Source organism: Rhizobium rosettiformans, assembly GCF_016806065.1.
Taxonomy (GTDB): domain Bacteria; phylum Pseudomonadota; class Alphaproteobacteria; order Rhizobiales; family Rhizobiaceae; genus Allorhizobium.
On sequence record NZ_CP032405.1, the window covers coordinates 206,811 to 221,207 of the forward strand.

Consider the following 14,397-nt stretch of genomic DNA (forward strand, 5'->3'; position numbering starts at 1 on the left):
CCATGACATCTGCCATCACAATCATCGAATACTACCGCCGCACGATCCGTCGGATGGAGCCCATGCTCGACCGTTGGCTGCTCGGGCTCTTCGCGCGCTTCGTCTTCCTGGCAGTGCTGGTGCCCTATTACGTCAACTCGGCCCTGACCAAGTTCGACGGCCCCTTCTCGATTGCCGATAGCGCCTACTACCAGATCGCCCTGCCGGCCGTAGACGCAGCCGGCGGCGATGTCTCGGCCGTATCCTTCTTCCCCTGGGGGCTGATGGTCTTCGTCGGCTCCTATGGCGAAATCATTCTGCCGTTGCTGCTCGTCGCCGGCCTTTTCACCCGCATGGCCGCCCTTGGCATGATCGCCTTCATCGTGGTGCAGAGCTTGACCGACATCCTCGTCCACAATGTCGATGCCGGCACGATCGGCGCCTTGTTCGACCGTTTTCCCGACAGCGTCATCCTCGATCAGCGCCTGCTCTGGATCTTCCCGCTCGCCTATCTCGCCGTAAAGGGCGCGGGGATGCTTTCGCTCGACAAGCTGCTCTGCACGATCTGGACCCAACGGATGGCAGGACATGAAAAAAGCGGCCGGCTTTCGCCGACCGCCTGACCAGGGGCCAGATCGTCTGGGAAACGATCAGTTCACATGCGCCTCGATCGCCTTGGGCGCGCTGCCGAGGGGTTCTGCGGCAATCGAGATCCGGCGCGGCTTCATCGCTTCGGGTATGTTGCGCAGCAGATCGATGTGCAGCAGGCCGTTCTTCAGCGAGGCTGCAGTGACTTCCACATGATCGGCCAGCTGGAAGCGGCGCTCGAAGGCGCGCTTGGCAATGCCGCGATAAAGGAATTCGCTCTGCTCGACCTTCTCGTCTTCGGCCTTCTCACCCTTGACGGTGAGCACATGGGCATGCGCCTCGATTGAAAGCTCGCTTTCGTCGAAGCCGGCAACGGCCATGGTGATCCGGTAGAGGTTCTCGCCGGTGCGTTCGATGTTATAGGGCGGATAGCTCTGGGCCTGCTCCGGCTGACCGAGGCTGTCCAGCATGGTGAACAGACGATCGAAACCGACGGTGGAACGGTAGAGCGGGGAAAAATCGACGTGACGCATTGTGTCCTCCTTGAAGCGACGTTGGCGTTCTCTTGAGGCCGCTGGCATCCCGCTTGGGGCGATGCTGGCGGCGGTCCGCGGACCCTTCTGGCGTCCGCAGAACCGATGTGGGAAATGCCTAGATCGAATTCAAGATCTTCCGTTCAAGCGCCGCTCATCCCGCGATGAACTGCGGGTGAACGCCTGGTTCAAGCCGGGTTCAAGCATACTCATCTAGGTTTGGATCATCGGTTGTCTCGACCGACCGGGCCGGAGATATCGTCCCTTCCACTTCGGCCGGACTTCGCCGGAACCGCAGCCCTCCGTCTGCGGTTCCGGCTTTTTTCTTTGACTTGCGACCGGGCTGCGGCCTATCCCCAAGAGACGAGACGCGACTTCAACCGACAGGCAGTTGCAGGCATGGACGCCATTCTTCACGCCACCCCCGGAAACCCGATTCCCGGCACGCCGCAGGTCGGCTACTTCGAGGGCCATCGCGGCATCCGCCTGCGCTACGCGGTCTTCCGGTCGAGTGCCCCGAAGATCAAGGGCACGATCGTCCTGTTGCATGGACGAAACGAGAGCATCGAAAAGTATTTCGAGACGATCCGCGAACTCAATGAAAGCGGCTTCTGGGTCGCGACCTATGATTTTCGCGGCCAGGGCGGATCAGAACGGCTGCTGAAGAAGGATCCGCGCCGAGGACATGTCGGCCGCTTCGACCATTATGTCCGCGACCTCGAGATCTTCCTCGAACAGATCGTGCTGCCCGACACCCGTCTGCCCTTCTTCCTGCTCGCCCACTCCACCGGTGGCCTGATCGCCTTGAAGGCGGCTCCACGTCTTTCCAACCGCATCGAGCGCATGGTGCTGGCGGCCCCCTTCGTCGGCCTCGGCGGCCAGAAGACATCGCCGGAGAATATCCGCCGGATTGCGACCCTCGCAAGCTTCACCGGTTTCGGCGGCATTTCGCTGACGAAGGACGAGCCCTTGAAACCCTTCGAGGGAAATCCGCTGACATCGGATGCCCTGCGCTTTGCCCGCAACCAGCGGCTCATGCTCGACCATCCGGAACTGGCACTTGGCCCACCCACGGCGCGCTGGCTCTACGAGAGCCAGAAGGCGATCGACTCCATCCGCAAGCCGGGCCATCTCGCATCGATCACGGTGCCGACGGTGATCATCGCGCCCGGCAATGACCCGATCGTGCCGTATCACTATCAGGAGTCCATGGCGCAATATTTCCGCGCCGGCCAGCTAGTGCCGGTCCCCGGCGCACGCCACGAAATCTTGCAAGAGCAGGATCGCTACCGCAAACAGGCGCTAGCCGCGATCTTTGCCTTCATGCCGGGCGGCGAGCCCGACGCGGCAGATCCCGCCGAAGAACTGACAGTCTCCACCCTGGAGGCCTGAGCGACCGAGCTTAGCCGCGCTTCAACATGTCCATGGCCTCAGCATGCACGGCCCTGGATCCGGCCGCAATGATCGAACCGCCAGCCTCCGGTCGCCCGCCGTCCCAGGTGGTGATCACGCCGCCCGCCTGCTCGATGATCGGGATCAGCGCCCCAACGTCATAAGGCTTCAAGACTGTCTCGATGACGAGATCGATATGACCGGCAGCGAGCAGGCAATAGGCATAGCAATCGACGCCGTAGCGGAAGAGCTTGACCTTGTCCTGCACCGCCTCGAAACGCTCGACTTCCCAATCCTTGAAGAGATGCGGCGAAGTGGTGAAGAGGATCGCGTTTTCGAGCGATCCGCAATCGCGGACGGCATTCTGCCGCTCGCCGTCAGGACCAAAATACCAGGAGCGCTCGCCATCGGCATAGTAGCGCTCACCGGTAAACGGCTGCTCCATCAGCCCCATGACCGACCTACCCTTCTCCTGAAAGCCGATCAGCGTGCCCCAGACGGGAACGCCGGAAATGAAGGCCCGTGTGCCGTCGATCGGATCGATGACCCAGAGATGATCGCTATCCATGCGGATATTCTCGTGCTCTTCACCGAGAATGCCATGGGTCGGAAATTCTGCTTCGATCAGCTTGCGGATCGCGATTTCGGCCGCCTGGTCGCCTTCGGTGACCGGGTCGAAACCGGCTTTCTCCTTGTTGACCACGGACAGGCCCGAGCGAAAGCGCGGAAGGGTCTCGGCCCTGGCGGCATCGGCCAAGCGAAAGAAGAAATCACGATCAGGGCGCATGGGAAAATCCGTCGTCTGGAGGGAGTTCCGTCTTAATGCCAGTCGCGGGGAAAGAAAACCACCGTCGACCGCCTTCTTCGACCTCACCGGACGCCCGCGAACAGGCCCCAGAGCACCGAATTGCGTAAATTTTGGCCTTGCTCAAAAAAGCACCAAGATTCATCTTGACAATGGTGCACCGCAACATCTAACGTCTCAATCACAGTCTTCTGACTGTAAATACCCTCCTTGGGTGTTTCCTCCCTAGACTTAACCGCGCCACGAGCGCGGTTTTTTTTGCCCGGCACAGAGCGCCGAGAGCCGCAACATCCGGGAATGGGAAAAACTTACTCGGCAGCGAGGGCCCGGTCGCCGGCATAGTCGGCGACGAAGTCTGCCATCTGCTCCATGAACACCGCGAGCGAGCCGGCCAGCGCATCGAAGTCCGAGCGCTTTTCGAGCGTCGTCTCGTCGATATAGATCGAGCGGTTGACCTCGATCTGCAGAGCGTGCAGCCCACGGGCCGGACGGCCGTAATGCTCGGTGATGAAGCCCCCTGCATACGGCTTGTTGCGCACGGCCGTAAAGCCGAGATCCTCGAAGAACTGCAAAGCGGCCTGACTGAGCTCGGCGGAAGCACTCGTCCCGTAACGGTCGCCGACGATGAAATCGGGCTTCAGGCCGCTCCCGGCCACCCGAATATTGCCGGGCATGGAATGGCAGTCGATCAACACGCCGAAACCGAACATCGCATGGGTCCGGGCAATCAGCCGGCGCAGACAGACATGATAGGGCTTGTAACAACTCTCGATCCGCTCCATGGCGACCGACAGCGGCATGCGGCGCTCGTAGATCTCCATATTCTCGGCAACGATGCGCGGGATCGTGCCGAGCCCACCCGCGACACGCGCGGAATTGCTGTTGGCAAAGGGCGGTAGCGGATCGGAAAACATCCGGGGATCGAGCTCGTAGGGCTCGCGGTTGACGTCGACATAGGCGCGGGGGAAATGCGCAACGAGCATCGGCGCGCCGAATCCGGGCGCAGCCGAGAACAGCTCGTCGACATAATGATCCTCTGACCGGCGAATCGAAATTTCGTCGAGTCGCGACTCGCCGAGGAAGGTCGTCGGATAGTGACGGCCGCTATGCGGGGAATTATAGACGAATGGAATGGTCTGGATCGCGGGCTCTCGAACCTCAAACAGCTCGATTTCGTTGGTCATCCGCTTCCCAGGGCCTCTTCTTTACCAAGTCACAAACTTGTTGCGTCTCTCATGTTGCCAGTCGCCCGGTGCAAAGTCCATACTCCCGGAAATGGCGGAGCAGGCTCACTTTTTCGTTGTTCACCGGTTCTTTACTGAGCCGAACCTAAAGTGAGCGGCTGCAAGCTTACCCATGCAATCGAGTACAGCGGTCCCTAAATGACTCAGAAAATCCTTCTCGCCGAAGATGACAACGACATGCGCCGGTTCCTGGTAAAGGCGCTCGAAAAGGCAGGCTACAAGGTCTCCTCCTTCGACAACGGCGCCTCAGCCTATGACCGCCTGCGGGAAGAACCCTTCTCCCTTCTCCTCACCGACATCGTGATGCCGGAAATGGACGGCATCGAGCTCGCGCGCCGCGCCACCGAACTCGATCCGGACCTGAAGGTCATGTTCATCACCGGCTTTGCAGCCGTTGCCTTGAACGCCGACTCGAAGGCGCCGAAAGACGCAAAGGTCCTGTCCAAGCCTTTCCACCTTCGCGATCTCGTCGACGAAGTGAACAAACTCCTTGCTGCGTAAGGCCTGCCGAAGGGGTTGAAAAAATCTCTTCACAAAACTGCAAAATGCCTATTGACGGGCGAACAGGTTTTGTGGTCTTAAGCCGCTCATCGGATGGGCGTGTAGCTCAGCGGGAGAGCACTACGTTGACATCGTAGGGGTCACAGGTTCAATCCCTGTCACGCCCACCATTCGAATTCTTTCAAGGGCTTGCCGGAAACGGCGAGCCCTTTTTGGTTTCTGGTTTGCAATCCGCTTGGAATCGCGAATCATAAGGCTTGGTCATCTGTCGGCAAAAACTGGAGCGTCTCACCGTATAGAAATAGGCAGCGCAGCAAATTCATTTTTTAGAATAGTACGCTGTTCGCACCGTATCGATACATTCGGCATACGTTTGAAGAATCCAAGTCCTGTCCGCCTTGGTCCATCCTGCCTTCAGATTATCTGGATCGCTCGCTGAAACGCTTTTCTGTTCAACTGCAGCGATTGTCGCAAAGAGTTTGAAGGCAACCTCCTCTGGTGAATTTTCACCAAGATGAACTACGTTCTTATCAGCCATTCGTTCATTCCTTCTTTGGTTGCAAGCTAGAAGGAACACGCTTTTCACGATTTTAGCAACAGTCGAAGGGACGGCATACGGCAATTTACTTGGCTACCCGGCTCTGAACGCTCACCCCTTCACCACCGAAACCGCTTCCCCCGCATAAACCACCACATAGCCGCCCATTGGCTTCAGCATCCGCGCCCGCGCCTCAAGCTCCCCGAGATAAGGCGCCTCTCGACAGATCGCGGCCGCCTCCGGCTCCACCAGCACCGTCAGCTGCGGCCCCTGCGCATACATCATCATCCGGCTCAACCTAGGCTCCCATTCGTCCCCGAGCGTCGGATCGGTGCGCCACAGGCAGTAAAAGTCGCGGCAGGTCGAAGGCCTGACATCATAGGCGTCGCAGCCGCCGCCGGGCAGACAGTGGCGACACGGCTCATTCGCCGGTTTGTCAAATTCTGCGATATCGGGAAGGATGCAGCAGAGCGAACAACTGCCGCAATCGCGGCCCGGCACCAGCGCCGGGCCCTGCCCTTGCCCCGGCAAAGTCATCTCATGCCGCCGGACCGATGGCGACGGAGATCGGCGAGAGCCCTTCGACCGCGCCTTCAAGCCGGTCGCCCGGCTGCAGCGCGCCGACGCCAGACGGCGTGCCGGTGAAGATCAGGTCGCCGGGCGTCAGGTGATAGTAACGCGACAGATGGCTGATCATCTCCGGCACCGACCAGACCATTTCGTTGAGATGGCCTTCCTGGCGCGGGCTGCCATTGACCACAAGCGAGATGCGCTGTGCATCTGGCACAAATTCAGCGGCCGGGGTGATCGCACCGATCACGGCCGACTCCTCGAAGGCTTTCGCAATGTCCCAGGGACGCTGTTTTTCCTTCATGGCGTTCTGCAGATCGCGCCTCGTCATGTCGAGCCCGACGGCATAGCCGAACACCGCCTTCATCGCGTCATCGGTCGAGACCCGGAAGACCGGCTTTCCGATGGCAATCACGAGTTCGATCTCGTGGTGATAATCTGCCGTGCCGGGCGGATAGGCGATCGCGCCTCCATCAAGAACGAGACCCGTTGCAGGCTTGGTGAAGTAGAAGGGCGCGACGCGATCGACGGTGTTGCCGAGCTCGGCGGCATGGGCGGCGTAATTTCGCCCGACACAGAAGATCCGGTGAATGGGAAAGCCCTCCGCCATGCCATGAACTGGGATAAGCGGGGCGGTCGGAACGGAAAACAGCGGACGGGTCACGGACAAGGACATTCTCTCTGGATTGATGAGGCTCGGGCCCGCCAAGACTGCCAGCGGGGATCACCAGCATAACCGTCTGAACGCGGCAATGCATCCGGCTTGATTGGCAAGGTTGAATGATCGGCCGGGCTTGGAACCAACCGCCAAACATGTAACAAAACCGCCGCAGCTGCGTTCACCTGCCCGTGAGGCATAAGTGCTCGCTCCGACATCAGCCGGGACGGATCCGCCCCGGCAAGACATCGAAAGGCATAAGAACATGAGCAACAAGATCGTGCCGGTCATCATGGCCGGCGGCAAGGGAACAAGGCTTTGGCCTCTGTCGCGCGCAGCCGCTGCGAAGCAGTTCATCCGGTTCCTCGGCGATGAGACCTTGCTGCAGAAGACGCTGGCCCGCGTCTCCGACGCGACGATCTACGACGCCCCTGTCATTGTGACCAACGAGGACTTCCGCTTCCTCGTCGCCGAACAGGCCCGCGAGATCGGCGTTTCGCTTGATGGCATCATCCTGGAGCCGGAGGCGCGCAACACCGCGGCTGCCGTCGCGGCCGCTGCGCTCATCGTCGGTGAGCGCCATGGCAGCGAAACGCTGATCCAGATCTTGCCATCGGACCACGAGATCACCGTCGACGATACCTATCGCGGCTGCGTGCAAAAGGCGGCCCATGCGGCGCGGGACGGCAAGATCGTCACCTTCGGCATCACCCCCACCGAGCCCGCAACCGGCTATGGCTATATCGAGATCGGCGACGACCTCGGCAATGGCGTAAACGAGGTCGCACGCTTCGTCGAAAAGCCGAAGGCCGAGGTCGCCGAAAAGATGCTGGCGAGCGGCAACTATGCCTGGAACTCTGGCATGTTTGTCTTCTCCGCCGGCCAGATGATTGCTGAGCTCGAGACGCTGGCGCCGGATGTTCTCGCAGCCGTCCGGACCTCGATCGAAAAGGCCAAGGGCGATCTCGACTTCACACGCCTCGACGCGGAGAGCTTTGCGGCAAGCCCGAGCATCTCGATCGACTATGCCGTCATGGAAAAGACGCCGAACGCCGCCGTCGTGCCGGCTCCGATCGTCTGGTCCGACCTCGGCAGCTGGGATGCGATCTGGAAGCTCGCGGAAGGCGATCAAAACGGCAATGTGGTCAATGGCAATGCCACGGTCTCTGATACGACCAATTCCCTGATCATGTCGCGCAACGCGCATCTCGCCGTCCAGGGCATGGAAGGCGTCGCCGTGATCGCTTCGGAAGATGCCGTCTATGTCGGCCGCCTCGACCGGGCCCAGGATGTCGGCAATCTCGTCAAGATGCTCGCAGCGGACAAGAAGACGGCGCATCTCACCGAAAACCACCCGACGGCCCTTCGCCCCTGGGGTGGCTATACCTCGATCCTCAATGGCGATCGCTTCCAGGTGAAGCGTCTCTTCGTGCACCCGGAAAAAAAGCTTTCGCTGCAGAAGCATCACCACCGCGCCGAACACTGGGTCTGCGTCAAGGGCACGGCCGAGGTGACGATCGACGACAAGGTGACCGTCTTGCACGAGAACCAGTCGATCTACATCCCGCAAGGGTCCGTCCACCGCCTCGCCAATCCCGGCAAGATCCGCCTCGAAGTGATCGAGGTCCAGACCGGCTCATATCTAGGCGAGGACGACATCATCCGCCTGGTCGACGAATTCGGCAGAAGCTGAGTTCAGGTCATACACCGCATCTGCGCGGCCCGGCGGCTTCCACCGTCCGGGCCGCTTGCTTTATGGCGCTGCATTGCACAAGATCGACGCAAGCCGGAAAAAACGGCAGGGCGAACAGCGAAGCGGTAAAGAATGGCGATCAAGGCAAGCATCTATCATCTCACCCACTACAAGTATGACAACCCGGTCCAGCTCGGACCGCAGATCATCCGGCTGAAGCCTGCCGCCCATTCCCGCACCAAGGTTCTCTCCCATTCACTGAAGGTCACGCCCGAAAACCACTTCGTCAATCTTCAGCAGGACCCCTACGGCAACTACCTCGCCCGCTTCGTCTTCCCGGAACCGGTCAGCGAATTCAAGATCGAGGTCGACCTCGTCGCCGACATGACGGTCTACAACCCGTTCGACTTCTTCACCGAGGAGATCGCGGTCAAATGGCCCTTCGACTATCCGGAAGATCTTCGCGACGACCTCAAGATCTACATGACGCCGGAACCCTCGTCCCCGGCGCTCGATGCGTTCATGGCGACCGTCGACACGACGCCCGGCCAGGGCACCGTCGACATGGTGGTCGGCTTGAACGCCCGCCTGCAGCATGACGTCGGTTATGTCATCCGCATGGAGCCCGGCGTCCAGACGCCCGAGGAAACGCTGACCTCCGCCCGCGGCTCCTGCCGCGATTCGAGCTGGCTGTTCGTGCAGATCCTGCGCCGCCTCGGTTTTGCCGCCCGTTTCGTCTCCGGTTATCTCATCCAGCTCGCACCGGACCTGAAGGCGCTCGATGGCCCCTCAGGCACCGAGGTCGATTTCACCGACCTGCATGCCTGGACGGAGGTTTACATTCCCGGCGCCGGCTGGATCGGCCTCGACCCGACCTCGGGTCTCTTGACCGGCGAAAGCCACATCCCTCTGGCCGCCACCCCGCATTACAAGAATGCCGCTCCCATCTCCGGCGGCTATGTCGGCCAGGCCAACACCGAATTCGCCTTCGACATGCAGGTGAAACGCGTCGCCGAACATCCGCGCATCACCAAACCGTTCTCGGACGACAGCTGGGATGCCCTGAACGCCCTCGGACAGAAAGTCGATGCCGATCTGGAAGCTCATGACGTGCGGCTCACCATGGGCGGCGAGCCGACCTTCGTGTCGATCGATGACTTCCAGTCCGCCGAATGGAACACGGATGCCGTCGGCCCGACAAAACGCGACCTCGCCGACCAGTTGATCCGCCGTCTGCGCGAGCGCTTCGCCCCGGGCGGTTTCCTGCATTACGGTCAGGGCAAGTGGTATCCGGGCGAAAGCCTGCCGCGCTGGACCTTCTCGCTCTACTGGCGCAAGGACGGCAAGCCGATCTGGCATGATCCGGCGCTGATTGCCGCCGAACACAAGGACACCGGCGTCACCCACGAACAGGCCGAAGCGCTGATGGCCGGGATTGCGGCCGAGCTCGACATCGAAACCGACATGATCATCCCGGCTTATGAGGATCCGGCCGAGTGGATCATCAAGGAAGGCAGCCTGCCGGAAAATGTCGATCCCTCGAATTCCAAGCTTGAAAGCGCAGAAGAGCGCGCCCGAATCGCCAAGGTCTTCGAGCGCGGCCTGACCAAGCCGACCGGCTATATCCTGCCGGTCCAGGCCTGGAACGCCAAGGCAGGTGGCCGTCGCTGGGTGAGCGAGAAGTGGCGCACCCGTCGCGGCAAGATTTTCCTCATCCCCGGCGACAGCCCGATCGGCTTTCGCATGCCGCTCGGCACCCTGCCTTACGTGCCGCCGTCGCAATATCCCTATATCCACACCACGGACCCCTCGATCCCACGCACACCCCTGCCGGATTTCGGCCCGCAGATCCGCGAAGGACGCGCCATGCCCGAGGCCTCCCGCAGAACCGGCGAGGCTCAGCAAGACCGAAACGAGCAGAACATTACGGGCTCTGCCGGCGACATCAGAGGGGCCGTGCGCACCGCGATGAGCGTCGAACCCCGCGACGGCCGCCTCTGCGTCTTCATGCCACCGGTAGAAGCCATCGAGGACTATCTGGAACTGGTAGCAGCGGCCGAAACGGCCGCCCGTGGGCTTGGCTTGCCGGTGCACATCGAAGGCTATGCGCCGCCGCAGGACGAGCGCATCAACGTTATCCGCGTTGCACCGGACCCAGGTGTCATCGAGGTCAACATCCATCCGGCATCCAGCTGGGACGACTGCGTCGCCACCACCAATGCCATCTATGAGGAAGCCCGCCAGACCCGACTCGGCGCCGACAAGTTCATGGTCGATGGCCGCCACACCGGCACCGGCGGTGGCAACCATGTGGTGGTCGGCGGCGCCAATCCCGGCGACAGTCCCTTCCTCCGACGTCCCGATCTTTTGAAGAGCCTGATCCTGCACTGGCAGCGCCACCCGGCGCTCTCCTACATGTTCTCGGGCATGTTCATCGGCCCGACCAGCCAGGCGCCGCGCTTCGACGAAGCCCGTCACGACAGCCTTTACGAGCTGGAAATCGCCATGGCCCAGGTGCCAATGCCGGCCAGCGGCGCTGCTGCCCCCCTGCCCTGGCTCGTCGACCGGCTGTTCCGCAATCTTCTGATCGATGTCACCGGCAACACCCACCGCTCGGAAATCTGCATCGACAAGCTGTTCTCTCCCGATGGCCCGACAGGACGCCTCGGCCTCGTCGAGTTCCGCGGTTTCGAGATGCCGCCGAATGCGCGCATGTCCCTTGCCCAGCAATTGCTGGTCCGTGCACTGATTGCCCGCTTCTGGAAGAACCCGATCGGCGGCCGTTTCGTCCGCTGGGGCACCAGCCTGCACGATCGTTTCATGCTGCCGCATTACCTCTGGCTCGATTTCCTCGAAGTGCTGGCGGATCTCCGGGAAAACGGCTTCGACTTCAAGCCGGAATGGTTTGCCGCCCAGCTCGAATTCCGCTTCCCCTTCGTTGGCGAAGTCACCTACGAGGGCTCGAAGCTCGAGCTGCGCCAGGCGCTGGAGCCCTGGCATGTCATGGGCGAGGAAGGGGCTATCGGCGGCACCGTCCGGTATGTCGACTCATCCGTCGAGCGCCTGCAGGTGCAGCTGGAGACAGCCAATCCGGAACGCTTCGTCGTGGCCTGTAACGGGCGCCAGGTGCCGCTGCGCAAATCCGACGTCAATGGCGTGGCCGTCGGCGGCGTGCGTTACAAGGCCTGGCAGCCGGCCTCCGGTCTGCATCCGGTCCTGCCCGTCAACACACCGCTAACATTCGACATCTATGATACATGGTCTGCCCGGTCGATCGGGGGCTGCGTTTACCACGTCGCCCATCCCGGCGGCCGGACCTACGACACTTTCCCTGTGAATGGGAATGAAGCGGAAGCCCGTCGGCTTGCACGTTTCGAGCCTTGGGGCCATACAGCCGGCTCCTATCCCCTATGGCCCGAAACCGTGTCGCCGGAATTCCCGCACACTTTGGACCTGAGACGACCGCAAGGTATCTGATCTGATGGCACAGAAGACGGCAGCGGAGCTATCCCCGCCAGAAGCGCCGAAAAGCGAGGCCCGCACGGCCGGCTATCGCGCGCTGGCCGGCGCTGCCGACGAAATGATCGACACACAAGGCAATGTTCGGCCCGTCTGGCAAGCCCTGGTCTCGGCCATCGACACCATGCCGGAGCACGATCTGCACGAGCGCTTTGCCCGTGCCGATCGCTACCTGCGCGACGCCGGTGTCTTCTACCGTGCTTATGGTTCTGGAGGATCGAGCGAGCGGGCCTGGCCCTTCTCCCATATCCCGGTGATGATATCGGAAGCCGAGTGGCAGGTGCTGGCCGAGGGACTGGTCCAGCGCGCAAACCTCCTGGAAGCGGTTGTCGCCGACATCTATTCGGAAAACCGGCTGGTCCAGGAAGGCTTCCTGCCGCCGCAACTGATCGCCTCGAACCCGGAATTCCTGCGCCCGCTCGTCGGCATCAAACCGGCCGGCGGCCATTACCTGCACTTCTGTTCCTTCGAAATCGGCCGCGGGCCAGACGGCAACTGGTGGGTGCTTGCAGACCGCACCCAGGCGCCCTCGGGTGCGGGCTTTGCGCTAGAAAATCGTGTTGCGACCGCCCGCGCCTTCTCCGATGTCTATGCCGAGACCCACGTCCATCGCCTTGCCTCCTTCTTCGGCGCCTTCCGCAAGGCGCTGCAGGCGCGCACCCGTGGTTCGGACGAGCGCATCGCGGTCCTGTCTCCGGGCCCGGCCAACGAGACCTATTTCGAACACGCCTATATCGCCCGCTATCTCGGCATCATGTTGCTCGAAGGTGAGGATCTCACCATCGTCAACGGCAAGGTCATGGTGCGCACTGTCGCCGGTCTCAAGCCCGTCAGCGTCCTATGGCGCCGCCTCGATGCCGCCTTCGCCGATCCTCTGGAGCTCGATCAGAACTCCTATATCGGCACGCCCGGCATGGTGGATGCCCTGCGCAACGGCTCGGTCACCTTCGTCAATGCGCTCGGCTCCGGGATCCTCGAAACCCGTGCGCTTCTCGCTTTCATGCCGACCCTCTCCCGCCACCTGCTCGGCGAGGAACTGAAGCTGCCCTCGATCGCCACCTGGTGGTGCGGCCAGAAGGCCGAGCGCGAGCATGTGGCCGCCCATCTCGACCGCATGGTGATCGGCTCGGCTTTCTCGCGCCTGCCTTTCTTCGATGATGGCGGACGCTCTGTCATGGGGTCGCGTTACAAGGACCCGCAGGGCAAAACCACTGCCGCATGGCTGGAGGCAGAAGCCGGCAACCTCGTTGGCCAGGAAGTCGTGACGCTCTCGACCACGCCTGCCATGATCGACGGCCAGCTCACGCCGCGGCCGATGTCGCTGCGCGTCTTCGCCGCCCGCACGGAAGACGGCTGGCAGATCATGCCCGGCGGCTTTGCCCGGATCGGCAGCGGTTCGGATGTCTCGGCGATTGCCATGCAGTCCGGCGGCAGTGCGGCCGATGTCTGGATCGTCTCCGACAAGCCCGTTGACCGCACCTCACTTTTGCCGGCGGAAGAGACCTTCACCCGCAACATGCCCGGCAGCCTGCCGAGCAGAGCCGCCGACAACCTCTTCTGGCTCGGTCGCTACATCGAGCGGGCCGAAGGTGTGCTGCGCATCCTGCGCGCCTGGCATGCGCGCTATGCCGAAAGCGCCAATCCGGACCAGCCGCTGCTCGCCTTCGTCAGTGAATATCTCTCGAACATCGATGTCGACACCAAGTCCGGCGTGCCGGAAAGCCTGCTGCGCAACATCGACAGCGCCGTCTATTCTGCCAGCAACATACGCGACCGCTTCTCGCCGGATGGGTGGCTTGCGCTGAACGACCTGTCGAAGACGGCCAAGCGCTTCCATGAGAAGGTGAAGCCCGGCGACGACGCGGCGCACGCCATGACCATCCTCTTGCGCAAGCTCGCGGGCTTTGCCGGTCTCGTTCATGAAAACATGTACCGCTTCACCGGCTGGCGCTTCCTGACCATTGGTCGCCTTCTGGAGCGCGGCCTGCACATGACACGCCTGCTTGGTCACATGACCGGTCCCGATGCTCCCGACGGCTCGCTCGACATGCTGCTTGAGATCGGCGACAACGTCATGACCCATCGCCGCCGCTACAATGTCTCGACCGCGCGCCTGACGGTGACCGACCTTCTGGCGCTCGATCCGCTCAATCCGCGCTCGATCCTCTTCCAGCTGAACGAGATACGCATCGAGGTAGAGCAACTGCCGAACGCCATGGTCAACGGCCAGATGTCGACCCTTTTCCGCGAGGCGATGCGCCTGCATTCGGGGCTTGCCGTCATGACGCCGGAAGCCATGTCGGCCGATGTCTACACCAATCTGGAGCGCGAATTGGAGAAGTTCTCCGATATCCTCGCCCAGACCTATCTGAGCTGA

Annotated in this window: 12 protein-coding genes and 1 tRNA gene; 7 read left to right on the forward strand and 6 right to left on the reverse strand. The window is 61.7% G+C overall.

The window, feature by feature from the left end; genetic code table 11:
- The first annotated feature begins 2 nt into the window (after positions 1–2).
- Positions 3–602, forward strand: a complete 600-nt coding sequence (locus D4A92_RS01095; RefSeq protein ID WP_203017537.1) for a DoxX family protein — start codon at positions 3–5, stop codon at positions 600–602.
- A gap of 27 nt (positions 603–629) precedes the next feature.
- Here D4A92_RS01095 and D4A92_RS01100 read toward each other — a convergent pair whose 3' ends face one another.
- On the reverse strand, positions 630–1,100 hold the full coding sequence (locus D4A92_RS01100) for an Hsp20 family protein (RefSeq protein ID WP_203017539.1): 471 nt from the start codon (positions 1,098–1,100) through the stop codon (positions 630–632).
- Between the two features lie 399 nt (positions 1,101–1,499).
- Here D4A92_RS01100 and D4A92_RS01105 point away from each other — a divergent pair, with 399 nt between their 5' ends.
- Positions 1,500–2,492 carry an alpha/beta fold hydrolase gene (locus tag D4A92_RS01105; protein ID WP_203017541.1) on the forward strand — a complete coding sequence of 331 codons (993 nt, stop codon included), beginning with the start codon at positions 1,500–1,502 and terminating at the stop codon, positions 2,490–2,492.
- Positions 2,493–2,502: 10 nt separating this feature from the next.
- Here D4A92_RS01105 and hisN read toward each other — a convergent pair whose 3' ends face one another.
- A complete protein-coding gene (gene hisN, locus D4A92_RS01110; protein ID WP_203017543.1) occupies positions 2,503–3,279 on the reverse strand; it encodes a histidinol-phosphatase in 777 nt (258 codons plus the stop codon).
- A 326-nt stretch (positions 3,280–3,605) separates the two neighbouring features.
- On the reverse strand, positions 3,606–4,481 hold the full coding sequence (locus tag D4A92_RS01115; protein WP_203017544.1) for an N-formylglutamate amidohydrolase: 876 nt from the start codon (positions 4,479–4,481) through the stop codon (positions 3,606–3,608).
- A 198-nt stretch (positions 4,482–4,679) separates the two neighbouring features.
- Here D4A92_RS01115 and cpdR1 point away from each other — a divergent pair, with 198 nt between their 5' ends.
- On the forward strand, positions 4,680–5,042 hold the full coding sequence (gene cpdR1, locus D4A92_RS01120; protein WP_006726917.1) for a response regulator CpdR1: 363 nt from the start codon (positions 4,680–4,682) through the stop codon (positions 5,040–5,042).
- A gap of 95 nt (positions 5,043–5,137) precedes the next feature.
- Positions 5,138–5,212, forward strand: a tRNA-Val gene (locus D4A92_RS01125).
- Between the two features lie 149 nt (positions 5,213–5,361).
- Here D4A92_RS01125 and D4A92_RS01130 read toward each other — a convergent pair.
- The 3 genes from D4A92_RS01130 to D4A92_RS01140 all read right to left on the reverse strand — a co-directional run bounded on the left by D4A92_RS01130 (position 5,362) and on the right by D4A92_RS01140 (position 6,814).
- Positions 5,362–5,580, reverse strand: a complete 219-nt coding sequence (locus D4A92_RS01130; protein WP_203017545.1) for a hypothetical protein — start codon at positions 5,578–5,580, stop codon at positions 5,362–5,364.
- Between the two features lie 111 nt (positions 5,581–5,691).
- Positions 5,692–6,117, reverse strand: coding sequence for a hypothetical protein (locus D4A92_RS01135; protein WP_203017546.1), 426 nt, complete (start codon positions 6,115–6,117; stop codon positions 5,692–5,694).
- 1 nt (position 6,118) lies between these two features.
- Entirely contained in the window at positions 6,119–6,814 is a 696-nt protein-coding gene (locus tag D4A92_RS01140; RefSeq protein ID WP_348649892.1) for a fumarylacetoacetate hydrolase family protein, read from the reverse strand.
- Positions 6,815–7,073: 259 nt separating this feature from the next.
- Here D4A92_RS01140 and D4A92_RS01145 point away from each other — a divergent pair, with 259 nt between their 5' ends.
- The 3 genes from D4A92_RS01145 (at position 7,074) to D4A92_RS01155 (ending at position 14,397) form a co-directional block, all read left to right on the forward strand.
- Entirely contained in the window at positions 7,074–8,501 is a 1,428-nt protein-coding gene (locus tag D4A92_RS01145; protein ID WP_203017548.1) for a mannose-1-phosphate guanylyltransferase/mannose-6-phosphate isomerase, read from the forward strand.
- 132 nt (positions 8,502–8,633) lie between these two features.
- The gene (locus tag D4A92_RS01150) at positions 8,634–11,978 is read left to right on the forward strand and encodes a DUF2126 domain-containing protein (RefSeq protein WP_203017549.1); all 3,345 of its coding nucleotides are present in this window, start codon (positions 8,634–8,636) and stop codon (positions 11,976–11,978) included.
- A 4-nt stretch (positions 11,979–11,982) separates the two neighbouring features.
- A complete protein-coding gene (locus D4A92_RS01155) occupies positions 11,983–14,397 on the forward strand; it encodes a circularly permuted type 2 ATP-grasp protein (RefSeq protein WP_203017550.1) in 2,415 nt (804 codons plus the stop codon).